At 73.4% G+C, this 21,726-nt stretch carries 21 protein-coding genes and 1 other RNA gene; 12 read left to right on the top strand and 10 right to left on the bottom strand.

What is annotated here, in order from left to right; translation table 11 throughout:
- The first annotated feature begins 4 nt into the window (after positions 1-4).
- Positions 5-1,459: an RNB domain-containing ribonuclease gene (locus G6553_RS12545; RefSeq protein ID WP_166193193.1), complete on the top strand. Its 1,455-nt coding sequence runs from the start codon at positions 5-7 to the stop codon at positions 1,457-1,459.
- Positions 1,460-1,648: 189 nt separating this feature from the next.
- On the top strand, positions 1,649-3,214 hold the full coding sequence (locus G6553_RS12540) for an MXAN_6640 family putative metalloprotease (RefSeq protein WP_166193190.1): 1,566 nt from the start codon (positions 1,649-1,651) through the stop codon (positions 3,212-3,214).
- 6 nt (positions 3,215-3,220) lie between these two features.
- On the opposite strand, the gene G6553_RS12535 is transcribed toward G6553_RS12540, so the two are convergent.
- Both G6553_RS12535 and G6553_RS12530 read right to left on the bottom strand, forming a co-directional pair.
- Positions 3,221-3,814 (bottom strand): hypothetical protein, encoded by a 594-nt coding sequence (locus G6553_RS12535; RefSeq protein ID WP_242680377.1) that lies wholly within the window; start codon positions 3,812-3,814, stop codon positions 3,221-3,223.
- A gap of 14 nt (positions 3,815-3,828) precedes the next feature.
- On the bottom strand, positions 3,829-4,968 hold the full coding sequence (locus tag G6553_RS12530) for a zinc-dependent alcohol dehydrogenase (protein WP_207619711.1): 1,140 nt from the start codon (positions 4,966-4,968) through the stop codon (positions 3,829-3,831).
- Positions 4,969-5,122: 154 nt separating this feature from the next.
- On the opposite strand from G6553_RS12530, the gene G6553_RS12525 reads away from it, so the two are divergent.
- The gene (locus G6553_RS12525; RefSeq protein WP_166193246.1) at positions 5,123-7,174 is read left to right on the top strand and encodes a SpoIIE family protein phosphatase; all 2,052 of its coding nucleotides are present in this window, start codon (positions 5,123-5,125) and stop codon (positions 7,172-7,174) included.
- 187 nt (positions 7,175-7,361) lie between these two features.
- Here the strand turns inward: G6553_RS12525 and G6553_RS12520 are convergent, their stop codons facing one another.
- The 3 genes from G6553_RS12520 to G6553_RS12510 all read right to left on the bottom strand — a co-directional run bounded on the left by G6553_RS12520 (position 7,362) and on the right by G6553_RS12510 (position 10,154).
- Positions 7,362-9,356 carry a beta-propeller domain-containing protein gene (locus G6553_RS12520; protein WP_166193184.1) on the bottom strand — a complete coding sequence of 665 codons (1,995 nt, stop codon included), beginning with the start codon at positions 9,354-9,356 and terminating at the stop codon, positions 7,362-7,364.
- The gene (locus G6553_RS12515; RefSeq protein WP_207619710.1) at positions 9,353-9,865 is read right to left on the bottom strand and encodes a sigma-70 family RNA polymerase sigma factor; all 513 of its coding nucleotides are present in this window, start codon (positions 9,863-9,865) and stop codon (positions 9,353-9,355) included. The genes G6553_RS12520 and G6553_RS12515 overlap by 4 nt, the downstream gene beginning before the upstream one ends.
- 88 nt (positions 9,866-9,953) lie before the next feature.
- On the bottom strand, positions 9,954-10,154 hold the full coding sequence (locus tag G6553_RS12510) for a hypothetical protein (RefSeq protein ID WP_166193178.1): 201 nt from the start codon (positions 10,152-10,154) through the stop codon (positions 9,954-9,956).
- A 116-nt stretch (positions 10,155-10,270) separates the two neighbouring features.
- On the opposite strand from G6553_RS12510, the gene G6553_RS12505 reads away from it, so the two are divergent.
- Positions 10,271-10,426, top strand: a complete 156-nt coding sequence (locus G6553_RS12505; RefSeq protein WP_166193175.1) for a hypothetical protein — start codon at positions 10,271-10,273, stop codon at positions 10,424-10,426.
- 76 nt (positions 10,427-10,502) lie between these two features.
- On the opposite strand, the gene rnpB is transcribed toward G6553_RS12505, so the two are convergent.
- Positions 10,503-10,902, bottom strand: an RNA gene (gene rnpB / locus G6553_RS12500) — RNase P RNA component class A.
- A 60-nt stretch (positions 10,903-10,962) separates the two neighbouring features.
- On the opposite strand from rnpB, the gene G6553_RS12495 reads away from it, so the two are divergent.
- The 4 genes from G6553_RS12495 to G6553_RS12480 all read left to right on the top strand — a co-directional run bounded on the left by G6553_RS12495 (position 10,963) and on the right by G6553_RS12480 (position 13,208).
- Entirely contained in the window at positions 10,963-11,415 is a 453-nt protein-coding gene (locus tag G6553_RS12495) for a tetratricopeptide repeat protein (protein ID WP_166193172.1), read from the top strand.
- A 20-nt stretch (positions 11,416-11,435) separates the two neighbouring features.
- The gene (locus G6553_RS12490; protein ID WP_166193169.1) at positions 11,436-11,651 is read left to right on the top strand and encodes a hypothetical protein; all 216 of its coding nucleotides are present in this window, start codon (positions 11,436-11,438) and stop codon (positions 11,649-11,651) included.
- Between the two features lie 3 nt (positions 11,652-11,654).
- Positions 11,655-11,951, top strand: a complete 297-nt coding sequence (locus G6553_RS12485) for a hypothetical protein (protein ID WP_166193166.1) — start codon at positions 11,655-11,657, stop codon at positions 11,949-11,951.
- Between the two features lie 78 nt (positions 11,952-12,029).
- A complete protein-coding gene (locus tag G6553_RS12480) occupies positions 12,030-13,208 on the top strand; it encodes a glycosyltransferase (RefSeq protein ID WP_166193163.1) in 1,179 nt (392 codons plus the stop codon).
- Here the strand turns inward: G6553_RS12480 and G6553_RS12475 are convergent.
- From G6553_RS12475 to G6553_RS12465, 3 genes are all read right to left on the bottom strand, one after another.
- Positions 13,195-14,358 (bottom strand): PQQ-dependent sugar dehydrogenase, encoded by a 1,164-nt coding sequence (locus G6553_RS12475; RefSeq protein ID WP_166193160.1) that lies wholly within the window; start codon positions 14,356-14,358, stop codon positions 13,195-13,197. The two genes, G6553_RS12480 and G6553_RS12475, sit on opposite strands and share 14 nt — an antisense overlap.
- A 39-nt stretch (positions 14,359-14,397) precedes the next feature.
- The gene (gene panB / locus G6553_RS12470) at positions 14,398-15,252 is read right to left on the bottom strand and encodes a 3-methyl-2-oxobutanoate hydroxymethyltransferase (protein ID WP_207619703.1); all 855 of its coding nucleotides are present in this window, start codon (positions 15,250-15,252) and stop codon (positions 14,398-14,400) included.
- 112 nt (positions 15,253-15,364) lie between these two features.
- On the bottom strand, positions 15,365-15,862 hold the full coding sequence (locus tag G6553_RS12465; protein ID WP_166193154.1) for a VOC family protein: 498 nt from the start codon (positions 15,860-15,862) through the stop codon (positions 15,365-15,367).
- 71 nt (positions 15,863-15,933) lie between these two features.
- Here G6553_RS12465 and G6553_RS12460 point away from each other — a divergent pair, with 71 nt between their 5' ends.
- The 3 genes from G6553_RS12460 to G6553_RS12450 all read left to right on the top strand — a co-directional run bounded on the left by G6553_RS12460 (position 15,934) and on the right by G6553_RS12450 (position 19,590).
- On the top strand, positions 15,934-18,003 hold the full coding sequence (locus G6553_RS12460) for an NAD(+) synthase (RefSeq protein ID WP_207619702.1): 2,070 nt from the start codon (positions 15,934-15,936) through the stop codon (positions 18,001-18,003).
- Between the two features lie 156 nt (positions 18,004-18,159).
- A complete protein-coding gene (locus G6553_RS12455) occupies positions 18,160-18,804 on the top strand; it encodes a TasA family protein (protein WP_166193148.1) in 645 nt (214 codons plus the stop codon).
- 162 nt (positions 18,805-18,966) lie between these two features.
- Complete coding sequence (locus tag G6553_RS12450; protein ID WP_166193145.1) at positions 18,967-19,590, top strand: hypothetical protein; 624 nt, start codon at positions 18,967-18,969, stop codon at positions 19,588-19,590.
- 33 nt (positions 19,591-19,623) lie between these two features.
- Here G6553_RS12450 and G6553_RS12445 read toward each other — a convergent pair whose 3' ends face one another.
- Entirely contained in the window at positions 19,624-20,319 is a 696-nt protein-coding gene (locus G6553_RS12445; protein ID WP_166193142.1) for a class I SAM-dependent methyltransferase, read from the bottom strand.
- A gap of 68 nt (positions 20,320-20,387) precedes the next feature.
- On the opposite strand from G6553_RS12445, the gene G6553_RS12440 reads away from it, so the two are divergent.
- Positions 20,388-21,725, top strand: a complete 1,338-nt coding sequence (locus tag G6553_RS12440) for a glutamine synthetase family protein (RefSeq protein ID WP_166193139.1) — start codon at positions 20,388-20,390, stop codon at positions 21,723-21,725.
- Position 21,726 lies beyond the last annotated feature (1 nt).

Raw genomic sequence — 21,726 nt, 5'->3', positions numbered from 1 at the left:
GAGCATGCCGAGCAACCGCGTGGTCCGGGTCCGCACGAGGCAGGACGGGGTGGCCGCGAACCTCCTCCGCGACGGCATCGAGGCCGTCCGCGAGGAGCTCGGCGTCACCCCGGACTTCCCGCCCGACGTCGAGGAGGCCGCGGCCCGGGCGGCGGCCGCGCCGCGCCTGCCGGAGCTGGACCGCACGGACCTGCCGTTCGTCACCATCGACCCCGAGGGCTCGATGGACCTCGACCAGGCGCTGCACATCGAGCGGGCGGGCGACGGCTACGTCGTCCACTACGCGATCGCCGACCTCCACGCCTTCAGCACGCCCGGAGACCCGGTCGACGAGGAGTCCCGCCGCCGCGGGGAGACGCTCTACGGCGCCGACTCCAAGATCCCGCTGCACCCGAAGGTCATCTCCGAGGACGCCGGCTCGCTGCTGCCCGACCAGGTGCGCCCCGCGCTGCTGTGGACGATCCGCGTGGACGCCGACGGCGAGGGCACCGACGTCCACGTCGAGCGCGCGCTGGTGCGCTCGCGCCGGCGGCTGACGTACGCCGAGGCCCAGGCCGCGATCGACGGCGGCAGCGCCGACGAGGTGCTCGTGCTGCTGTCGGAGGTCGGCCGCCTGCGGCTGGCCCGCGAGGCCGCGCGCGGCGGCGTCTCCCTGCCCCTGCCCGAGCAGGAGATCGACATCGACGGCGACCACTGGCGCCTCGAGCTGCGCCGCCAGCTGCCGGTCGAGGAGTGGAACGCCCAGATCTCCTTGCTGACCGGCATGGCCGCCGCCTCGCTGATGGTCTACGGCCGCGTCGGGCTGCTGCGGACGCTGCCGCCGCCGGACCCGCGCGACGTGCAGCGCCTGCACCGCACGGCGCGCGCGCTCGGCATCGAGTGGCCGGCCGAGCAGCTCTACCCCGACTTCATCCGCTCCCTCGACCCCGACCAGCCGCACCACGCGGCGATGGTGGTGGCGTGCACCCGCCTGCTGCGCGGGAGCGGGTACGCCGCGTTCGACGGCGAGGTGCCCGCGCAACCGCTGCACGCGGCGCTCGCCGCCGAGTACGCCCACGTCACCGCACCGCTGCGGCGGCTCGGCGACCGGTACGCCGGCGAGGTCTGCCTCGCGCTGTGCGCCGGCACCGAGGTGCCCGGGTGGGTCCGCGAGCGGCTGCCCGAGCTGCCCGGGATCCTGCAGGCGTCGGGCCAGCGGGCGGGCCGCTACCAGCGCGCGGTCGTCGACCTGGTCGAGGCCGGCGTGCTGGCGCCGCGGGTGGGGGAGGTCTTCGCCGGCGTGGTGGTCGACGTGGACGACGACGACCCTCGCAAGGGCGACGTCACGGTCGACGCGGTGGCCGTCGAGGCGCGGGTGACCGCGAGCTCCGACCTGCCGCTCGGGACCGACGTACGCGTCCGTCTCGTGGCCGCCGACGTGGCGACCCGGCGGGTTGCCTTCGATCTGGTCGAGGACTAGCTCAGCCGTGCAGCAGCACCTGGAGGAGCACGATCAACGACAGCACCACCCCGCAGGTCACGGTGTAGGCCAGCAGGTCTGATCCGTCGTCCTGCGGTGTGCTCATCCGGCCTCCTGGGGCAGCGTCGCTGTGGCAGGCTCAACGACGCTCGGGCACACCGGTGACGCCCGACCGACCCCGGAGGTCCCGTGCCCGCTCGACTCCCCGCCCGGCTCGTCGTCCTGCTCGCGCTCGTCCTGGCGCTCGTCCTGGGGCTGACCGGCGTGGGGCTCGTGCCGGCGGGGGCCGGCGAGGGCCACCAGGCGGCGCCGCCCTCGCGCGCGGTGCAGACCGCGAAGGCCGCGCTGACCGCCGCCCGCGGCGCGCTGGCCGGGGACGGACGCGAGGCGACCATGGCCCTGCGGGACCTCGCGCTGACCCGGTCGAGCCTCGTCGGCGAGGAGCGCGCCGCGGCCGACCGGATCCTCGCGCGGCCCACCGACGGCCCGCTCGACCCGGAGGGCTACGGGCTCTTCGTCCGGTCGGCGAGGAAGTGCACCGTGGTGTGCGTGCACTGGGCCACCAGCGGCCGCCACGCGCCGCCCAGCGCGGACGACGACGGCGACGGCGTGCCCGACTACGCCGAGCGCGCGCTGAAGATCCTCACCAAGGTGCACCGCACCTACGTCAAGGCCGGCTACCGCCCGCCGAAGGGCGACGGCTCGCTCGGCGGCGACAAGCGGACCGACGTCTACCTCGCCGACATCGGCAACCAGGGGCTCTACGGCTACTGCACGAGCGACGAGGACCTGCTGGTCGGCTCCTCGCCGACGCTGTGGGCCTACTGCGTGCTGGACAACGACTACGCGTCCAGCCAGTACCCGCAGAACACCCCGCTCGACAACCTCCGGGTGACGGCCGCCCACGAGTACTTCCACGCCGTGCAGTACGCCTACGACGCCGGCGAGGACACCTGGCTGCTGGAGTCCACCGCCGCCTGGGTCGAGGACGAGCTCTTCCCCGACATCGACGACAACCTGCAGTACCTCCAGCAGTCCCCGCTGTCCCAGCCGCGCGCCTCGCTCGACGAGGCCGGCAGCCTGGCGCGCTACGGGGGCTGGATCTTCTTCCGTCACCTCACCGAGCGCTTCCCCCGGGCCAAGGGCGGGCTGCCGACGTTCGTCCGGGACGTGTGGCGCCAGGCCGACAGCCGCCGGGGCGCGGCGAACCGCTGGTCGGTGCAGGCGATCGACCGCGTGCTGCGCAAGCGAGGGACGAGCATGCGGGCGGCGTTCGCCCGGTTCGCCGCCGAGAACCGCCGCGCGCGCACGACGTACGCCGAGGGGCGGTCCAACCGCTACCCGAACGCGCCGCTGGCCGACCGGGCGGTGCTCGGCGCCGGCGCGACGACCGGGTGGGGGACGCTGCGGCTCGACCACCTCGCCGCGGGCACCGTGCGCCTCGAGCCGGAGCGCGACCTCGGCCGGGCGTGGGACGTCCGCCTGGAGCTCGACCTGCCGTCGCTGGTGCGCGGCGGCGCCGCCGTCGTCACCGCCAAGCCGCGCGGCGGCCGGGTGACCAGCCGGCTGGTGCGCACCGACCCTGACGGCAGCGGGACGCTGCGGGTGCCGTTCGGGGCGACCGAGTGGGTCGAGGTGACGCTGGTGAACACCAGCAGCCGCTACCGCTGCTGGCAGGCCACCTCGTTCGCGTGCCGCGGGCTGCCGCTCGACGACCGGCGGACCTTCCGGCTCCGGGCGACGACGGTCCGCTGAGACCGGTCAGCCGGCCCGGCGCGCCACGCGGCGTACCGCCCAGGCCGCGGCGAGCGCGCCGGCCACCCAGGGCGCGCCGTTGACGACCGGGTCGATCGCCTGGTGCCGGATGTCCGAGCGGCCCTTCCCGAAGCGGGACGACCCGTGCTTCACCTCCGCGCGGATGCCGGTCTCGGTGATCGGGTTGTCCGGGCGCAGCGTGGCGAACGAGCGCAGCACGTGCTCGGCGACGTCGACCCGGTCGGCCGCCAGGAGCAGCAGCCAGTGCGCCGCCTTGCCCTCGCTGTGCCGTCGGTAGGCGTAGCGCCGGACCACGCCGGACAGCCCCTGCAGCGGCTGGGCGGTGCCGAAGACCGGGGTGAGCATCCCGTGCTCCATCGACCGCTCCCGCTCGCCGTGCTCGGGCTGCGGCTCGGGGAGGTCCCAGTGCGCGCCGGTCTCGGCCGCGATCTCGCGAGGGTACGACGGCCGGTCGGCCGGGTCGAGGTCGGCGCCCCAGCCGGGGATCCGCGCGCGCAGCTGCTCGGGCGTCTCCGGCAGCGGCGGCTTGCGGTGGGTGTAGACGGGCGGGTGGCCGGTGCGCTCCATCGGGGTGTCCATGACCGGGGCCTCCTTCAGCTCGCGTCCGGGATGATGACCGGCTTGATGCAGCCGTCGAGCTTGGCCGAGAACAGGTGGTAGGCCTCGGCGATGTCCTCGAGCGGGATGCGGTGCGTGACGATGTCGCTGGGCTTGAAGTAGCCGCTCCTGATGTGCTCGAGCAGCCGCGGCCACTGCCGCTTGACCGGGCACTGGTTCATCCGCAGCGTGAGCCCCTTGTTGAGCGCGTCGCCGAACTTCACCGAGCTGAAGATCGGGCCGTAGGCGCCCATCACCGAGATCACCCCGCCCTTGCGCGCGCCGTCGATCGCCCAGTTCAGCGCGATCGGCGACCCGCCCTGGAGCTTGAACCGCGCCGAGGTGAGGTGCTGGGTCATGTTGCCGTCGGCCTCCGCGCCGACCGCGTCGATGACCGCGTCGAAGCCGAGGTGGTCGGTCTGCTTCTTCATCTCCAGGACGACGTCGTCGACCTGGTTGAAGTTGATCGTCTCGGCGTGCGCGAACGTACGGGCCTTCTCCAGCCGCTCCGGCAGCTGGTCGATGACCACCACGCGACCCGCACCCATCAGCCACGCGCTCCGCGCGGCGTACAGGCCGATCGGGCCGGCGCCGAGCACGGCGACGGTGTCGCCCTCGCTGATCTCGGCGAGCTGGGCGCCGAAGTAGGCGGTCGCCAACGCGTCGGTCATCAGCAGCGCGTCCTCGTCGTCGAGCCAGTCGGGGATGATCGACGGGCCGACGTCGGCGAACGGCACGCGGACGAGCTCGGCCTGCCCGCCGTCGTACCCGCCTGTGGTGTGGGAGTAGCCGTAGATCGCGCCCACGGCCGTGGCGTTGGCGTTGACGTTGTGGCAGTTGGAGTAGAGCCCGCGGGCGCAGTAGAAGCAGGAGCCGCAGAAGATGTTGAACGGCACCATCACCTTGTCGCCGACCTGCAGGTTCTGGACCGACGAGCCGACCTCCTCGACGATGCCGATGAACTCGTGGCCGAACGTGTGGCCGACCCGGGTGTCCGGCATCATCCCGTGGTAGAGGTGCAGGTCCGAGCCGCAGATCGCGGCCCGGGTGACGCGCACGATCGCGTCGTTGGGGTGCTCGATGCGGGGGTCGGGCTTCTCCTCCACGCGCACCCGGTAGGGGCCTCGGTAGACCATCGCTCGCACGTGTCAGCTCCTGTCGACGGGGTCAGGTCGGCGAGGTACCCCCGGCGCGGCCGGGACAGACGACGACTTCCGGGGTTCGCGCGCGGTGCCGCAGTGCCTCGTGGGACCATCGGGTCCCTACGAGGGCAGGAGCCACCAGGTGCAGATGCGGTCGGACGCGACCGGCGGTGCGCCGACGCCCGCCCTCGACGAGGTCGCCGAGCGGGTGCGCTGGGAGCTGGCCGTCTCGGCCGCGGGGATCGGCGCCTTCGACTGGGACCTGGTCACCGGCGAGCTGCGGTGGGACGACCGGCTGCTCGAGCTGTTCGGCGTACGGCGCGACCACTTCGGCGCCACGATCGAGGCCTTCGAGGCCCTGGTCCACCCCGAGGACCGGTCGCGCGTCGCGGAGGCGCTGCGGCTCGCGGTCGAGACGTGCGGTGAGTACGCCGCGGAGTACCGCGTGCTGCGCCCCGACGGGACGACCTGCTGGGTGGTCGCGCGCGGCCGGGCGCTGGCCGGACCGGACGGCCGCGCCGAGCGCGTGCTCGGGGCGGCGTTCGACAACACGGCCGTCCAGGACGGGGAGGCCCGGGTGCAGCGCGTGCTCGAGGCCATGCCGACGGCGTTCTTCCACCTCGACCGCGAGTGGCGGTTCACCTACGCCAACCGGGTCGCGCACGAGCTCCTCGGCGGGGTCACCCGCCAGCTCGCCGGCGGCGTGATCTGGGAGCTGTTCCCGGCCGCGGTGGGCAGCGACTTCGAGCGGCACTACCGGGACGCTGCCGCCAGCGGGGAGCCGGTCACCTTCGACGCCTACTACCCGCCGCCGCTCGACGCCTGGTACGAGGTCCGTGCCTGGCCCACGCCGGACGGGCTCTCGGTCTACTTCAACGACGTCACCGACCGGCATGCCGCCCAGGTGCTGCTCGCCCGCGACAGTAGGCGCACCGCGATGCTGGCGGCGGTCTCCGAGGCCCTCACCGGCACGCTCGATCCCGAGGTCGGGGTCGGCCGGCTGGCGCAGGTGCTGGTGCCCGAGGTCGCCGACTGGTGCGTGGTCACCCTCGTCTCGGAGTCGGCGCGCGCGGACTGGCGCGAGCGGCTGCGCGACGTCGGGTGGTGGCACGTGGACCCCGCCCGCCGTCCCGACCTCGACCGGTACGCCGAGCTCCGGGTCTCCTCGCTCACCGACGCCTCGTTCGTGGCGCGTGCGCTGTCGTCGGAGGTCCCGGTGCTCATCTCCTCGGGCGCGACGGAGGCCATCGAGCGGGTCCTCGTGCCTGGTCCGGCGCGCGAGCTGGTCCAGGGACTGGGGCCGGGCTCGGCGGTGATCGTCCCGCTGCACGGTCGCGACCGCACGGTCGGGCTGGTCTCGCTGTTCCGCGACACCGGCCGGGGGACGTTCGACGAGGAGGACCTCGCGCTGGTCGGTGAGGTCGCCGCGCGCGCCGGGGTCCACGTTGACAACGCCCGCCTCTACGCAGAGCAGCGGGACCTCGCGGCCACGCTGCAGCGCAGCATGATGACCGACCCCCCGCCCTCGGAGACGCTCGAGGTGGTCGTGCGCTACGAGGCCGCGGCGCAGGCCGCGCAGGTCGGCGGCGACTGGTACGACGCGTTCCACCAGCGCGACGGCACGACCGTGGTCGTCATCGGCGACGTCGTCGGGCACGACGTCGACGCGGCGGCGGCGATGGGGCAGATCCGCAGCCTGCTCCGGGGCATCGCCGTGCACACCGGCGACGGGCCGGCCGCCGTCCTCCACGGCGTCGACGAGGCGATCGAGGTGCTCGACCTGGCGACGACGGCGACCGCCGCGATCGTGCGCTTCGAGCCGGGCGACGACGCCGCGACCACCCGGGTGCGCTGGTCCAACGCCGGCCACCCGCCGCCCGTGGTCATCGACGAGACCGGGCAGGTGCACTTCCTCGCCGAGGACCAGGCGGGCCTGCTGCTGGGGCTGCAGCCGGACACCGACCGCTCCGAGTCGGTGGTGGAGCTGCGCCGCGGCTCGACGGTCCTGCTCTACACCGACGGGCTCGTCGAGCGGCGGGACCAGTCGATCGACGTCGGCCTCGCCCTGCTCGCCGAGCGGCTCGCCGGCCTGGTGCGCGAGGAGCGCGACCTGGAGACCTTCTGCGACGAGCTGCTGCGCCGGATGCTGCCGCCGCGGCGCGAGGACGACGTCGCGCTGGTGGCCGTCCACCTGCGCTGAGGCTCCTGGGTGCCGGCGGCGTCGAAGGACACGGCCCGGGGACCCCATGCCAGCCCCCGAGCCGTGCCCGCGCCGGCGTCGCCGCAGCAGGGTGAGGGTTCACCCTCGCTGGCGTCGCCGGACACGGCCCCGTAGCCGACACCGCGTCGCAGATACCCACCCTTTCGGACGGTATCGACGAGAGGCCTCAACGACCGGCGACCGGCGCGCCGCTCTCGAGCGGGAGGTACGACGCGTCGTCCTCGGTCACCAGCACCACCCGGTCCCCGGCGAGCGGCACCACGCGCACCGCGTCGACGTCGCTGCCCCGCTCGGCGAGCACCAGCTCGTTGGTCATCCGCCCGTCGGCCAGCCGGAGGACCGACACGTGGCCGGCGCGGCCGTGCGCGACGACGGTCACCACCGTGCGGATCGCCGGCAGCCACGCCAGCTGTCGCGGGTCGGTCGCGACGCCGGCTCGCGAGCCGGGCGCGTAGTCGACGGTGTCCAGGCGGCGTACGTCGGTGAGGTCGGTGACGTCGAAGAGCCCGGCCTGCGCGCCCCAGGACATCCGGCCGCCACGGGCGGGGACCGGGCCCTCGCCGACGCCGAGGAGGCGGCGCTCGCCGAGGGGGTGGAGGTAGGAGCTGAAACCGGGGATCTTGAGCTCCCCGAGCATCGTCGGCGTCGTGGGGTCGGAGAGGTCGATCGTGTGGAGCGGGTCGATCTGCCGGAAGGTCACCAGGACCGCCAGGTCGTCGAACCAGCGGACGGCGGTGATGTCCTCGCCCGGCGCGATGTCGTCGAGCCGGCCGACCTCGAGCAGCTCGTCGCCCTCGCGGCGCAGGGTGACCACCGCGTTCCCGCGCCCGGTCTCGGAGGTGGGGGAGAGGGCGAGGCGGAGCACGCCGTCGACCTCGTCCATCGCCCAGCGGTCGCGGACGGCCCCGTCGACGCGGCCGGCGCCGACGTACGTCGCGCCGGTGCCGTCGAGCTCGAGGTCGAAGACCTGGGTGGCGCCGTCGTCGGCGGTCGGGACGACGCGGCTCGCGCAGAAGCCCCGGCATCCCCACCCGGACCAGACGGAGGACGTCGCGAGGTAGAGGTGGTCGGTCGAGGAGTAGGTGGTGGCGGCGTCGGCCGCGATCGCCGTGACGTCCCAGGTCGCGACGTCGTCGGCGGCGAACCCGAGCACCGTCGTGGTGCCCAGCGGGGCGGTCGTGCTGGGGATCGCGACGTCGGCGCAGTCGGAGAGCTGCTCCTCGGGGCCGCGGTCGACCGACGCGCGGGGCAGCCAGTCGGCGATGGTCGTGTCCGCGACGACCGCGCGGTTGCGCCGCTGCGCCTCGGCGGTCGTGACGCCACGACGCCGGTCCGGCTGGACGAAGTCGAGCTCCGGCAGCCCGGTCGAGACGATCAGCCGGAGGTGGTCGCCGTGCTGGCGTGCGGTCACCACCGGCGAGGTGAGGTCGACCCGGGTGCGGGGCTCCATCGCGGCCGGGTCGGAGACGTCGACGGCCTGCACGCGGTCGTCGCCCACCACGGCGACGGTCTCGCCGGCGAGCAGGATCTCAGCGTTGCTGATGCCGGGTAGCGCCACGGAGCCGATCCGCTCGACCTCCGGGCCCGTGACGTCGTACGACGTGAGCCGGCCGTCGGCGTACCGGTAGAGCACCTCGCCGTCGGTCTTCACCAGGTCCGGCTCGTCGACCCCGGCCTCCTGGACGTTGGTGCCGGTGTCGCTGCTGGTGGCTCGGGTGACCTCGGCGGCGGTCCGGTCGGCGAGAGCCGTCCTGCCCGCGTCGAAGCCGCCGCGCGGGATCGCGCCGCCGTTGAGCTCCATCGCCAGCTCCGTCGGCCAGGCACCCTCCCAGCCCCATGGGCCGACCAGCTCCTGGCCGGCGTCGACGTAGTGCTCCAGCAGCGCCTCGCACGACCCGGCCGCGACGAGCGCGCCGGAGAACTCCGCGACGTCGCCGGCTCCGCCCGCACCCGGCGTACCTCCCGGGTCCCGGGGGCCGCCCGTGACCGACGTGCCGGCGACGAAGGCGGCGGCGAGCGCGCCCAGGGCGAGGACCGTCCCGGTGGAGCGGAGCAGGGGACGGCGCCAGGCCCGCTGCTCGCGGCGGGCGGCGCGGAGGATGCGGTCGGTGGGGGCGGGGCCGACGGGGACGTCGTCCCAGAGGCGCTCGAGGTCGGTCACGAGGAGGTCCTCCCGGTCAGGTCGGCGAGGTGGTGGTCGGTGGCGAGCTGGGCGAGCGCGCGGGAGAGCCGGCTCTTGACGGTGCCGGGGGCGACGTCGAGCGCGGCCGCGGTCTGGGCCTCGGTGAGCTGGACGAAGTAGCGCAGCACCACCACGTCGCGGTTGACCTTGCTCAGTCCGCCCAGCGCTCGGTGCACGGCGTCGGTGACCTCGACGGCGGCGTGGGGGTCGTGCGAGCGGTGCCTGTCGTGCTCCGGGACGTCGGCGGAGGAGCGCTCGCGGCGCCACGGTCGGCGGTGGCTGTCGCGGACGGTGTTGACGAGCATCCGGTAGACGTAGGCCTCCCGGTTGTCGGCGCCGGTCACCTTGGTCCACGACCGGAAGCACTTCACCAGCGTCGTCTGCGCCGCGTCCTCCGCGTCGGGCAGCCTGCAGCCCAGGAACACCGCCGCGCGCACCAGCGTCGGCCACGCCTCGTCGGCGTACGCCGCGAACTCCGTCTCGTCCATCACGGGGTAGACGCGGCCCGGGAGGGCCGGGGTTCCATCCGGATCGGCCGGCTCCCGTCCGTGGGACGCCCCCTACGGACGCCCGCGGCTAGGCCGCGGGCCGCTCGCAGTACAACGAGACGACCATGTCGCCGGAGAGATCGGGGAAACCGGTCGTGTGGTTCAGGACCGTCCATCCCTCGTCGAGCATGGTCAGCACGCTGTCGGGCAGCTCGAAGGCCGCCGCGGCCCCCGACGTCGGCATCTCCGCCGCGGTGATGCGGACCAGGACGAGTCGGCGTTCGGTCATGGGGTGAGCCTACGGAGCGGCTGACGCGCCACCCGTCGTGGGCGGCCGGGCCCGCCAGGGCGGTCGACCAGGCCGCGGGTGCGGATCGAGCCGCGGGCGGTGGGCACTGGGCCCACATGACCGAGAACAACGCCGAGACGCCGCCCGCACTCGACATGTCCGAGGTGGCAGACGAGCCCGCCGACGAGTCGATCGCGAAGGAGCGCGATGTCGTCGGTGACGAGCCCGGGGGCGATGTCGGCGGCACCGTGCCGGAGGACGACGCGCAGTAACCGGGGTCGTGCCGGTCCGTACCTGTCCCGGCGCGCACGCCCAGCCGCAGGGCGGCGCAGGGCGGAGCCAGTGGTGCGGACGGGCTGGCCTGTAGGCCGGGTTCTGTCCCCGGGCCCCTCGCGGGGCATCGGGGGGCGACCATCCATCTACGAGCGCCGTTGCCGACGCCCTCCAGCGGTCTACCCGTGCACTCGGGCGGGCAGCCCTCGAACGTGCACGCATCGTGGGCGGACCCACGACTTCTTGACCTTGCTCCGGGTGGGGTTTACCGAGCCGACCCGGTCGCCCGGGTCGCTGGTGGTCTCTTGCACCACCGTTTCACCCTTGCCGCCCGGCCGGAGCCGGGAGGCGGTCTGTTCTCTGTGGCACTGTCCCGCGGGTCACCCCGGGTGGGTGTTACCCACCACCCTGCCCTGTGGAGCCCGGACCTTCCTCGTCGCACCCGGGGGTGCGCCGCGGTCGCCCGGCCAGCCCATCCGCACGGCAAGGATCGCACAGTCCCGACCGCCGCCGCACGCGTCGTAGGTTGGACCGCATGGACGAGCCGAACCACGTGCCCGAGGAGCTGAAGGCGCCCCCGTTGGTCTTCCCGGGCCAGCGCGGCCACGAGTCGGCGTACCGCACCGCCCACGACCTCCTCGCCCGACGCGCGCCCGTCGAGGCGCTCGCGGTGATCGAGCCGGCGCTGGAGCAGGAGCCGGGCAACACCGGGCTGCGGTCGCTGCGGGCGTGGGCGTACCTGCTGCGCGCGCAGCTGGGTCGCGCCGAGGAGGAGCTGGCCTCGCTGGTCGACGAGAACCCCGACGACGACTGGGCGCGCCACGCTCTGGGCCGGGCGCTCGAGCGGCAGGCTCGACTGGCCGAGGCGCTGCCCCACCTCCGGCTGGCGGCCGCGATGAGCGGTGACCCCGAGCACGAGGTGGCGGTGCTCCGGGTGGAGCGGCGGCTCGCCGAGACCGGCCAGACGTCGTACGACGACCTCACCTGACGCGCGGGTACCTTTCGGCCATGAGCGAGCCCGAGGAGTACTGGTTCTGCGTCAAGCACCACCGCGTCGAGACCAAGGACGACCTCTGTCCCAGCAAGCACCGGCTCGGTCCCTACCCGTCCGAGGCCGAGGCGGCCCGGGCGCTGGAGAAGACCGAGGAGCGCAACGAGGCCTGGGACAACGACCCGGACTGGAACGACGCCGAGCCCGACGCCGAGCCCGGGTCCGGGGCCTGAGGCTTGGACCTCTCCCGTCGCCGCAAGGTCCGCCCGCACAACCCCAACGCGATCTCGCCGCGCCCGTTCATCGGCATGGGGCTGGTCGCCACCGCGTTCTTCCCGTACGCCGCCAGCGGGCTGCTCGCGCCGTGGTGGGGCGTCGTCCTGCTGGTGCTGGTGTGGCTCGCGTCGTTCGTGCTCGCCTGTGCCTGGTGGACGCCGCACCCCGACCGGCTGCCGTGGCTGGGCGCGGGCGTGCTCGTGCTGTGGTTCGTGCTCGTCAACGCCGGCGGGTTCTTCCTCGGCTGGACCGCCTGACCTGCGATCCCCGCCGCCGCCGATCGCGTCCCCAGCCTGGGTGATTCGCCGGAGCGCTTCCGTTGCGACGCTGGTGCCATGCGCGTGCTCGTCGCCAGCACCGCGGGCTCCGGCCACTTCGGCCCGCTCGTCCCCGTGGCGCGCGCCTGCGTCGACGCGGGCCACCGGGTCGCCGTGGCCGCTCCCGGGTCGTTCGCGCCGGAGGTGGCGCGCAGCGGCCTGCTGCACCTGCCGTTCGACGACGTGCCGCCCGAGCAGCTGGGACCGGTCATGGGGCGGCTGCCGACGCTCAGCACCGAGGAGGCGAACCGGCTGGTCGTGACCGAGGTGTTCGGCCGGCTCGACGCCCGGGCCGCGCTGCCGGGGGTCACGGAGGTCGTCGAGACGTGGCGGCCCGACCTGGTCCTGCGCGAGCCGGTGGAGCTCGGCTCGCTCGCCGCGGCGCTCGCGGCCGGCATCCCACAGGCGGTGGTGGCGGTCAACGTGTCGTCGCTGATGGGCCGGGTGGCGGCGTACCTCACCGAGCCGCTGGGCGAGCTCGACGGGCTCGTCGGCCTCCCGCCCGGCACCTGCTGCGCGGCGCTGCGGGGGGCGACGACGTTCTCGAGCGTCCCCGCACGCCTCGACGACGCCTGCGGGGCGCGCCTGACGAGCGGGCCGCTGCACCGCTACCGCGAGACGCCGCCGGCGCCGATGGGCCTGCTGCCCGAGCGGTGGGGCGACCCGGACCAGCCGCTGGTCTATGTGTCCTTCGGGTCGGTGGCGGCCGGGATCCCCACCTTCGCCGGGATCTACGCCGCGGTCCTCGAAGCGCTCGCCGACGAGCCGGTGCGCGTGCTGATGACCACGGGCAACGGCCTCGACCCCGCCGACCTGCGCGTGCCGCCCAACGCGTGCGTCCAGCGGTGGTGGCCACAGGCGGAGGTCCTTCCGCACGCCGCGGCCGTGATCGGCCACGGCGGGTTCGGCACGACCATGATGACGCTCGCAGCCGGCGTGCCCCAGGTCGTGCTGCCGCTCTTCGCCTCGGACCAGTTCCTCAACGCCGAGCACGTCGCTGCGTGCGGAGCCGGCCTCGCGGTCGCCGGTGGCGTCGGGGCGGCCGACGCGTTGCCGGCGGCGCTCGCGGCAGTGCTGCACGAGGAGCGGTACGCCGCCGGGGCGCGCGCCGTCGCCGCCGAGATGGCCGCGCTGCCGCCGGTGGCCGAGGTCGTTCCGCTCCTCGAGGAGCTCGCGGGCCGGGTCAGCGCGGGCTGACGCGCAGCAGCCGGTCGCGGCCGGAGCCGTTGTCGGTGGTGACGAGGAGGTCGCCGTTCGGGGCGTTGACGACCGAGCGGATCCGGCCGTGCTGCCGCAGCGCCGCCGGGGTCCGGGAGCCCTTCAGCCGGCCCTTCGCGTCGAAGCGCAGGAACAGCACGCGCTCGCCCTTCTGGACACCGACGGCGAGCATGCCGGCGTACGACCCCCACCGCTTCCCGCGCACCCAGGCCGCGCCCGAGGTGGCGATGGTCGGGTTGCCCGAGCGCCAGCGGGCGCCCCGCTGCTTGCCGGGCAGCGACTGGTCGGTCATCGGGACCTGCTCGTTGTAGCCGGGGACGGGGTTCCAGCCGTAGTCGCCACCGCGCACGAGCTTGTTGACCTCGTCGTCGCGGAAGCTGCCGTGCTCGACCGACCAGATCGAGCCGTCGGCGCGCTGCGCGAGGCCCTGGACGTTGCGGTGGCCGTAGGTGAGGACGTAGCGCTTGTTGCGGTTGCCGGCCTTCGCGAACGGGTTGGCCGGCCACGGCTTGCCGGTGCGGCGGTCCAGCCGCAGCACCTTGCCGCCGAGGGACGTGAGGTCGCGCGGGTTGGTGCCGACCGCAGCGTCGCCCGTGCCGACGAGCAGCGCGCCGTTGCGGGCGATGAGCAGGCGGCAGCCGCCGTGCCGACCGCTCGAGGTCGGGAGGCCGCCGAGCAGCTTCCGCACCGGCTCGGCCGCGCGGCCCTCCAGCTTCCAGGCCATGACGCGCACGTCGCGGCGACCGCCGCCCGCGAAGCCGCCCTGGCAGGTGTAGAACCGCTTGTTCTGCTCGAACTCGGGGTCGACCTCGAGCGACATCAGGCCGGTCTCGCCCGAGACCCACACCGACCCGCTCGGGAAGTCCAGTGGCGTGGCCCGGCCGCCCTTGACGACCAGCACCCGGGCGCGGTCGCGCTCCGTGACGAGCATGCGTCCGCCCGGGATCGGCTTGACGTCCCACGGCTTGTCGAGCCCCGAGACCACCGTCCGCACGCGCAGCCCCGGTGCCGCCTTCCCAGCGGTCGCCGCAGGCGCGACCGAGGGGCCGTCCGCGACGAGGGCGCCGGCCGTGGCCGGCGGGAGCGTGAGGACCAACGAGGACAGCAGGCCGACCGAGAGCGCGCGCATGGGGCGACGCTAGCCCCCGGCCGGCCTGCTGAGAAGGCTTCAGAAGGTGTGCTCGGGCCCCGGGAACGTGCCGGCCTTGACGTCCGCGGCGTACTCCTGGGCGGCGGCGAGCAGCACGCCGTGCAGGTCGGCGTACTGCTTGACGAAGCGCGGCATCCTGGCGGTCCGCAGGCCGAAGGCGTCCTGCCAGACCAGCACCTGGCCGTCGCAGTCGGCGCCTGCGCCGATGCCGATGGTCGGGATGGCGAGCGACGCGGTGACCTCGGCGGCGACGTCGCCGGGCACCATCTCCATGACGACGGCGAACGCGCCGGCGTCCTCCATGGCGCGCGCCTCCTCGAGCACGCGCTTCGCGGCCTCGCCGCGGCCCTGGACGCGGTAGCCGCCGAGCGTGTGCTCGCTCTGCGGGGTGAAGCCGATGTGCGCCATGACCGGGATGCCGCCCTCGACCAGCTTGCGCACCTGCGGCGCCATCTCGACGCCGCCCTCGAGCTTGACCGCGTGCGCGCCCGCCTCCTTCATGAACCGGACGGCGGTGAGGTAGGCCTGCTCCGGCGAGGCCTGGTAGCTGCCGAACGGCAGGTCGGCGACGACCAGCGCGCGTCGGGCCGAGCGGGTCACGGCGCGGGCCAGCGGGATCAGCTCGTCGACGGTGACCGGGAGGGACGTCTCGTTGCCGAAGACGTTGTTGGAGGCGCTGTCACCGACCAGGAGGACGTCGATGCCGGCCTCGTCGAAGGTCTGCGCGGCGTACTGCTCGTAGGCGGTGAGCATCGTGAACCGCTCGCCGCGCTCCTTCATCTCGCGCAGGTGGTGGGTGCGGACGCGCTTGACCGGTGCGCTCCCGGCCGGCTTCGCCGGTCCGGTGCCGTACGGCGCGGTCTCCTCGCTCATGGCAGGGCTCCCTCGGGGTGTCATCTCGCGGCCTCCTGGTGAGGTCCACGGACCGCTCCCAGGCTAGTGCCGGGCTCCCGCGCGGGCGCCTATGCCGCTGGTCACCCCGCTGTCACGCCGGGACCGCCGCGTCGGCGGCCGCCTCGAGGTCGGCGACGACGATGCGCCGCATGCCGAGCATCGCCTGCACGGCGGCCTGGGCGCGGGCGGGGTCGGGGTCGGACACCAGCTCGTAGAGCCGGGTCGGCACGACCTGCCAGGACAGCCCGAACCGGTCCTTGAGCCAGCCGCACATCGACTCCTCGCCGCCGCCGGCGAGGAGTGCCTGCCAGTACCGGTCGACCTCGGCCTGGTCGCGGCAGGAGATCTCGAAGGAGACCGCCTCGGTGAACCGGAACTGCGGGCCGCCGTTGATCCCGCGGAAGGTGATGCCGTCGAGCACGAACTCGCCCGCCATCACCGCCCCCGGCTCGCCGGGACCGGCCTCGGGGTAGCGGCTGAGGTGGCCGATCGCGGAGTTCGGGAAGACCGAGACGTAGAACGCCGCCGCCTCCTCCAGCTGGTCGTCGAACCACAGGCACGGGCTGATGCTGGTCGGGTGGACGGTCATGGCGTCTCCTCGGGTCGGGGTGACACCTCCGACCCGCCGACGTCGCGGGACTCATCGCCGCCGGCCGAGGCATGCCGAGCGGCCGACCTGGGAAACTCGCCAGTGTGGACTTCTACTCCGCCTACGCCCACGGGTTCGCGCGCGTCGCGGCCTGCACGATGCCGATCGCGCTCGGGGACCCGGCGGCCAACGCCCGGACCGTCCTCGAGCAGGCGCGGGAGTGCTCGGGGGAGGGCGTCGCGGTCGCGGTCTTCCCCGAGCTGTGCCTGAGCGGCTACTCCGCGGAGGACCTCTTCCTCCAGGACGTGCTGCTGGACGCCGTGGAGGACGCGCTCGCCGAGATCGTCGCCGCCTCCGAGGAGCTGCTGCCGATCATCGTCGTGGGCGCCCCGCTCGCGCACGGCAACCGCGTGCTCAACACCGCCGTCGTGGTCCACCGCGGCCGGGTGCTCGGCGTCGCGCCGAAGTCCTACCTGCCGAACTACCGCGAGTTCTACGAGCGCCGCTGGTTCGCCCCCGGTGACGACCTCGGCGGCACGACCGTCGTGGCCGGCCAGGAGGTGCCGCTGGGCAACGACCTGCTCTTCGCCGCGACCGACGTGCGCGGGTTCGTCCTCCACGTCGAGGTGTGCGAGGACATGTGGGTGCCGATCCCGCCGAGCGCCGAGGCTGCGCTGGCCGGGGCGACGGTGCTGGCCAACCTGTCGGGCAGCCCGATCACGGTCGGCCGCGCCGAGGACCGCAAGCTGCTCGCGCGGTCGGCCTCGTCCCGCTGCCTGGCGACGTACGTCTATGCGGCCGCCGGGCAGGGCGAGTCGACGACCGACCTGTCGTGGGACGGCCAGACGATGGTCTACGAGCACGGCGAGCTGCTGGGGGAGACCGAGCGGTTCCCCGACGGCCCGCGCCGCACGGTCGTCGACACCGACCTCGACCGCAGCCGCCTCGAGCGGCTGCGCACGGGGACCTTCGACGACAACCGCCGCTCGCACGCGTCGTACGGCGACTTCCGCACGGTCGAGCTCGAGCTCGACCCGCCGACCGGCGACATCGGGCTGCTGCGCAAGGTCGACCGCTACCCGTTCGTGCCCGACGACGCCGAGCGGCTCGCGCAGGACTGCTACGAGGCCTACAACATCCAGGTCTCCGGCCTCGAGCGGCGCCTGGAGTCCATCGGCCAGCCGAAGGTCGTCATCGGCGTCTCCGGCGGCCTCGACTCCACCCACGCGCTGATCGTCGCGGCGCGGGCGATGGACCGGCTCGGCCGGCCGCGCAGCGACATCCACGCCTTCACGCTGCCGGGGTTCGCGACGGGGGACACCACGAAGTCGTACGCCACCCGGCTCTCGCAGTCGCTCGGCGTGACCTTCGAGGAGATCGACATCACCCCGGCGGCCGCGCAGATGCTGGCGGACCTGGGTCACCCCTACGCGGAGGGGGAGGAGGTTTTCGACATCACCTTCGAGAACGTCCAGGCCGGCCTGCGCACCGACTACCTCTTCCGCCTGGCGAACCACCGCGGCGGCATCGTCCTCGGCACCGGTGACCTCTCCGAGCTCGCGCTGGGCTGGTGCACGTACGGCGTCGGCGACCAGATGTCGCACTACACCGTGAACTCCGGGGTGCCGAAGACGCTCGTGCAGCACCTGATCCGGTGGGTGATCAGCAGCGGGCAGTTCGAGTCGGACACCAACGAGGTGCTCCAGGAGATCCTCGAGCAGGAGATCACCCCCGAGCTGATCCCGACCCGCGAGGACAAGCTGCCCCAGCGCACCGAGGACAGCGTCGGGCCGTACGCGTTGCAGGACTTCACGCTCTTCCACGTGCTGCGCTACGGCATGCCGCCCTCGAAGATCGCGTTCATGGCGTGGCACGCCTGGCGTGACAAGGAGGCGGGCGAGTGGCCGCCGAACTTCCCCGATCACCGGCGCGCGGAGTACGACCTCGCGGAGGTCCGCCGCTGGCTGGTGCTCTTCGTGAAGCGGTTCTTCGCCAGCCAGTTCAAGCGCTCGGCGCTGCCGAACGGCCCGAAGGTCTCCGCCGGCGGGACCATGTCGCCGCGCGGTGACTGGCGGATGCCGTCGGACGCGTCGGCCGCCGCGTGGCTGGCCGAGATCGAGGCGCACGTGCCGGAGGAGTGACCGGGGGCCGGTGTCCCTCAGGGGTCTTGCGGGGCTCTTGAGGGAACGTCGGGGATGAGCCGGGGGGTGCCTTGATCTGGGCTCGGCAGAGTTCAGGTCATCAAGCAACAACGGCGTCGGAGAGACCGGCGGCCCCCTCCCGAAAGGCTCCTCCCGATGACGAACACCACCGCCGCCCGCAAGACCCGCAAGAACCGCAAGACCGCCGCCAAGCTGGTCGCCTCGGTCGCGCTCGTCGCCGGCGCCGCCTCCGTCGCGGGCCTCGGCACCTTCGGTGCGTTCACCTCCACCACCTCGGCCTCCGAGTCCGTCGCGGCCGGCACCATCGTCCTGGGCCAGGGCACCTCCACCCAGGGCCCCGCGATCGCCGCCACCGGCCTGGTCCCCGGCGACACCGTCGAGCGCGACATCGTCCTGACCCGCGGCGCCAACGACGAGAAGTTCGGCACCGTCTCCCTCACCACCACCGCGACCGCGACCAACCTGCTCTCCACCGACACCACCAACGGCCTGCAGATCAGCATCGACCAGTGCGCCACCGCCTGGACCAAGGTCGACCCCACCAAGACCAACGGCAAGCTCCAGTGCGCCGGCCCCACCACCCAGGTCCTCGCCCCCCGCCCGGTCATCGGCGCCAACCTCGCCCTCGAGAAGGCCACCGCCACGCTCAACGACGCCAAGGTCTCCAACCTCCGCGTGACCCTGAAGTTCCCCGACGCCGCCGACAACAAGTTCCAGGGCCTCGCCAACACCGTCAACCTCACCTTCGACGCCACCCAGCGCGCAGCCGACAACCGCTGACCCGCAGCGGCTCGACCCACGACCCCCGAGCGGTCGCCGGCAACCCCGGCGGCCGCTCGTGGCATTTCCCGGGGGACGGGTGCAACCGGACGGTTCGCCCAGGCGTCATCTCCTCGCAGACCGGGGCACGGAGTCCCGGCGCCGAGCAGAGAGCAGAAGACGATGACGTTCCGCACCGCGGCGGCGATCGCCGCAACGTCCGTGGCGTTCTCGGGGACGGTCGTGGCGGGCACCTCCGTCGCCGCCGCCCCCGCGAGCACGAGCCCGAGCAACGACCCCAGCAGCGCCGGCCTGACCACGTTGGTCTACGACGTCCCCGACTGCGAGGGCTGCACCGTCCAGCTGGCCAACGTCCGCCTGCCGGAGGGCGCCGAGCAGCCGATCGTGTGGCAGTCGAAGGTCAAGCAGGTCGAGGACGGCGAGGTCCGCTTCATGGTGAGCCCCCGGCGTACCTGGGGCATGTCGATGACGATCCGGGCGCCGTGGGAGGGCCAGACCGGCTACGTCACGACGGTCGTGCAGCGCTACCGCGGCCAGGCCGTCGGCGACCGGGTGAGCTTCAAGCAGGCGCGCAGGGCGGGCGTCGCGAGCTCGTGCTGGGCCGGCACCCGCGGCGACGAGGTCCGCACGAAGGTGGTCGTCCGCAAGGTCATGGTCGACGGGGTGAGGAAGAAGGTGGCGGGCACCCTCGCCTTCACCCGCGTCACCCAGGACTGGCACGAGCCGATGCGTCGTGCGTACGGCGGCGTGCTCGGCACCCAGGACGCCGACATCTGCCACGACTGACCTGGGTGGACCCGGGGCGGGCCCGGGACCCGGCTAGTCGGGCAGCCGCGTGTACTCGACCATCTTCTGGTTCCGGGCGTGTCCCCAGGCACCGAGGTAGCGGAACTCGAAGGGGGTCCGCTCAGCGGCCCACCGCAGGTCGCGCCGGTAGTACCAGTAGACGTTGCGCTCGGTGTAGGCGCGGCCCCAAGTGCCGTCGACCGGGTAGTCCTTGGGCTTCTCGCTGAAGGTCGCGTAGAACTTCCCGCCCGGCTTCATCACCTTCGCCACGCGGTACAGGCACAGCCGGATGTGGTTGAGGGACACGTGCGTGAAGACCGACTGCGCGATCGCCATGTCGAACGGCACGCCGAAGTCGGCGTCGAACCGGTCGGTGATGCGGAGGTTCTGGACCGGGAGCCGTTCGCGCGCGGCGTCGTCGAGCTCGAGGTCGTAGCCCGCCTGCACGATGTCGTGTCCGATGTCGATGCCGTAGTAGTGGCCGGGGTCGAGGTAGGGGACGAGGAGCCGGCCGGCGCGGAGCGAGCCGCACCCGACGTCGAGCAGCCGCATGCTCGGCTCGAGCCCCTGGCCGAGCAGGAAGTCGAGCTGGAGCTGCCCCATCTCGTCCCACTTGCCGCCCACGCTGTCGCGGTGCCGGCCCCGGGCGCGGGCCGCGTCGCTGAACGACCAGGCCTGGTAGTCGGGCTCGGTGTGGCGGGCCTCGATGCGGCGCTCGATCTCCGTCATGGCCGCGAGCCTGCCACGGGCGGGGTGGCGGCGGACGGACCGACGGGGCCCGGCCCTAGGCTGGCGCCATGGGCAAGCAGGAAGACTTCGTTCTCCGCAGTCTCGAGGAGCGTGACGTCCGGTTCGTCCGGCTGTGGTTCACCGACGTCCTGGGCTTCCTCAAGTCCGTGGCGGTGGCGCCGGCCGAGCTCGAGGGGGCGTTCGCCGAGGGCATCGGCTTCGACGGCTCGGCGATCGAGGGCTTCGCCCGGGTCTACGAGGCCGACATGCTGGCCAAGCCCGACCCGGCGACGTTCCAGATCCTCCCGTGGCGCGGCGAGGGCCCCTCGACCGCGCGGATGTTCTGCGACATCGAGATGCCCGACGGCTCGCCGTCGTACGCCGATCCCCGCCACGTGCTCAAGCGGACGCTGGGCAAGGCGGCGGACCGCGGGTTCACCTTCTACACCCACCCCGAGATCGAGTTCTACCTGTTCAAGAACGCCCCCGAGGCGGGCGAGGAGCCGGTGCCGGTCGACCGGAGCGGCTACTTCGACCACACCGCGCAGTCCAAGGGCGCGGACTTCCGCCGCGAGGCGATCACGATGCTGGAGTCGATGGGCATCTCGGTGGAGTTCAGCCACCACGAGGGCGGCCCGGGCCAGCAGGAGATCGACCTGCGGTACGCCGACGCGCTGACGACCGCCGACAACATCATGACCTTCCGGACGGTGATCCGGGAGGTCGCGCTCGGGCAGGACATCTGGGCCTCGTTCATGCCCAAGCCGTTCACCACCCACCCCGGGTCGGGCATGCACACCCACGTGTCGCTCTTCGAGGGCGACCAGAACGCCTTCTACGAGCCGGGCGCGCAGTACCAGCTCTCCCGCACCGGTCGGCAGTTCATCGCCGGCGTCCTGCACCACGCGCGGGAGATCAGCGTGGTCACCAACCAGTGGGTCAACAGCTACAAGCGGATGATGTTCGGCGGCGAGGCGCCCTCCTACATCTGCTGGGGCCACAACAACCGCTCCGCCATGGTCCGCGTGCCGATGTACAAGCCGAACAAGGGCCAGTCGACCCGCGTCGAGCTGCGCACGATCGACGCCGCCTGCAACCCCTACCTCGCCTTCGCCGCCGTGCTGGCCGCGGGGATGAAGGGGATCGAGGGGGAGTACGAGCTGCCGCGCGAGGCCGAGGACGACGTGTGGTCGCTGACCGAGCGCGAGCGCACCGCGCTGGGCATCGAGCCGTTGCCGAAGAACCTCAACGAGGCGATCACGATCGCCGAGAGCTCCGAGCTGCTGGCCGAGACCCTCGGCGAGCAGGTCTTCGACTTCTTCCTCCGCAACAAGCGTGCGGAGTGGGACGAGTACCGCGGCCAGGTCTCCGCCTTCGAGCGCGACCGGATGCTGCCGGTCATCTGAC

This window comes from Nocardioides sp. IC4_145 (genome assembly GCF_011250565.1).
Classification (GTDB): Bacteria; Actinomycetota; Actinomycetes; order Propionibacteriales; family Nocardioidaceae; genus Nocardioides.
This window is presented reverse-complemented; position numbering and strand designations above follow the sequence as displayed.

Excerpts from the sequence above, each read along its gene's own strand:
- G6553_RS12545 (WP_166193193.1), top strand. The coding sequence starts at position 5 with ATGCCGAGCAACCGCGTGGTCCGGGTCCGCACGAGGCAGGACGGGGTG.
- G6553_RS12535 (WP_242680377.1), bottom strand. The coding sequence starts at position 3,814 with ATGGACACCCCGATGGAGCGCACCGGCCACCCGCCCGTCTACACCCAC.
- G6553_RS12530 (WP_207619711.1), bottom strand. The coding sequence starts at position 4,968 with ATGGTCTACCGAGGCCCCTACCGGGTGCGCGTGGAGGAGAAGCCCGAC.
- G6553_RS12525 (WP_166193246.1), top strand. The coding sequence starts at position 5,123 with ATGCGGTCGGACGCGACCGGCGGTGCGCCGACGCCCGCCCTCGACGAG.
- G6553_RS12515 (WP_207619710.1), bottom strand. The coding sequence starts at position 9,865 with ATGGACGAGACGGAGTTCGCGGCGTACGCCGACGAGGCGTGGCCGACG.
- G6553_RS12510 (WP_166193178.1), bottom strand. The coding sequence starts at position 10,154 with ATGACCGAACGCCGACTCGTCCTGGTCCGCATCACCGCGGCGGAGATG.
- G6553_RS12505 (WP_166193175.1), top strand. The coding sequence starts at position 10,271 with ATGACCGAGAACAACGCCGAGACGCCGCCCGCACTCGACATGTCCGAG.
- G6553_RS12495 (WP_166193172.1), top strand. The coding sequence starts at position 10,963 with ATGGACGAGCCGAACCACGTGCCCGAGGAGCTGAAGGCGCCCCCGTTG.
- G6553_RS12490 (WP_166193169.1), top strand. The coding sequence starts at position 11,436 with ATGAGCGAGCCCGAGGAGTACTGGTTCTGCGTCAAGCACCACCGCGTC.
- G6553_RS12480 (WP_166193163.1), top strand. The coding sequence starts at position 12,030 with ATGCGCGTGCTCGTCGCCAGCACCGCGGGCTCCGGCCACTTCGGCCCG.
- G6553_RS12475 (WP_166193160.1), bottom strand. The coding sequence starts at position 14,358 with ATGCGCGCGCTCTCGGTCGGCCTGCTGTCCTCGTTGGTCCTCACGCTC.
- panB (WP_207619703.1), bottom strand. The coding sequence starts at position 15,252 with ATGAGCGAGGAGACCGCGCCGTACGGCACCGGACCGGCGAAGCCGGCC.
- G6553_RS12465 (WP_166193154.1), bottom strand. The coding sequence starts at position 15,862 with ATGACCGTCCACCCGACCAGCATCAGCCCGTGCCTGTGGTTCGACGAC.
- G6553_RS12460 (WP_207619702.1), top strand. The coding sequence starts at position 15,934 with ATGCCGAGCGGCCGACCTGGGAAACTCGCCAGTGTGGACTTCTACTCC.
- G6553_RS12455 (WP_166193148.1), top strand. The coding sequence starts at position 18,160 with ATGACGAACACCACCGCCGCCCGCAAGACCCGCAAGAACCGCAAGACC.
- G6553_RS12450 (WP_166193145.1), top strand. The coding sequence starts at position 18,967 with ATGACGTTCCGCACCGCGGCGGCGATCGCCGCAACGTCCGTGGCGTTC.
- G6553_RS12445 (WP_166193142.1), bottom strand. The coding sequence starts at position 20,319 with ATGACGGAGATCGAGCGCCGCATCGAGGCCCGCCACACCGAGCCCGAC.
- G6553_RS12440 (WP_166193139.1), top strand. The coding sequence starts at position 20,388 with ATGGGCAAGCAGGAAGACTTCGTTCTCCGCAGTCTCGAGGAGCGTGAC.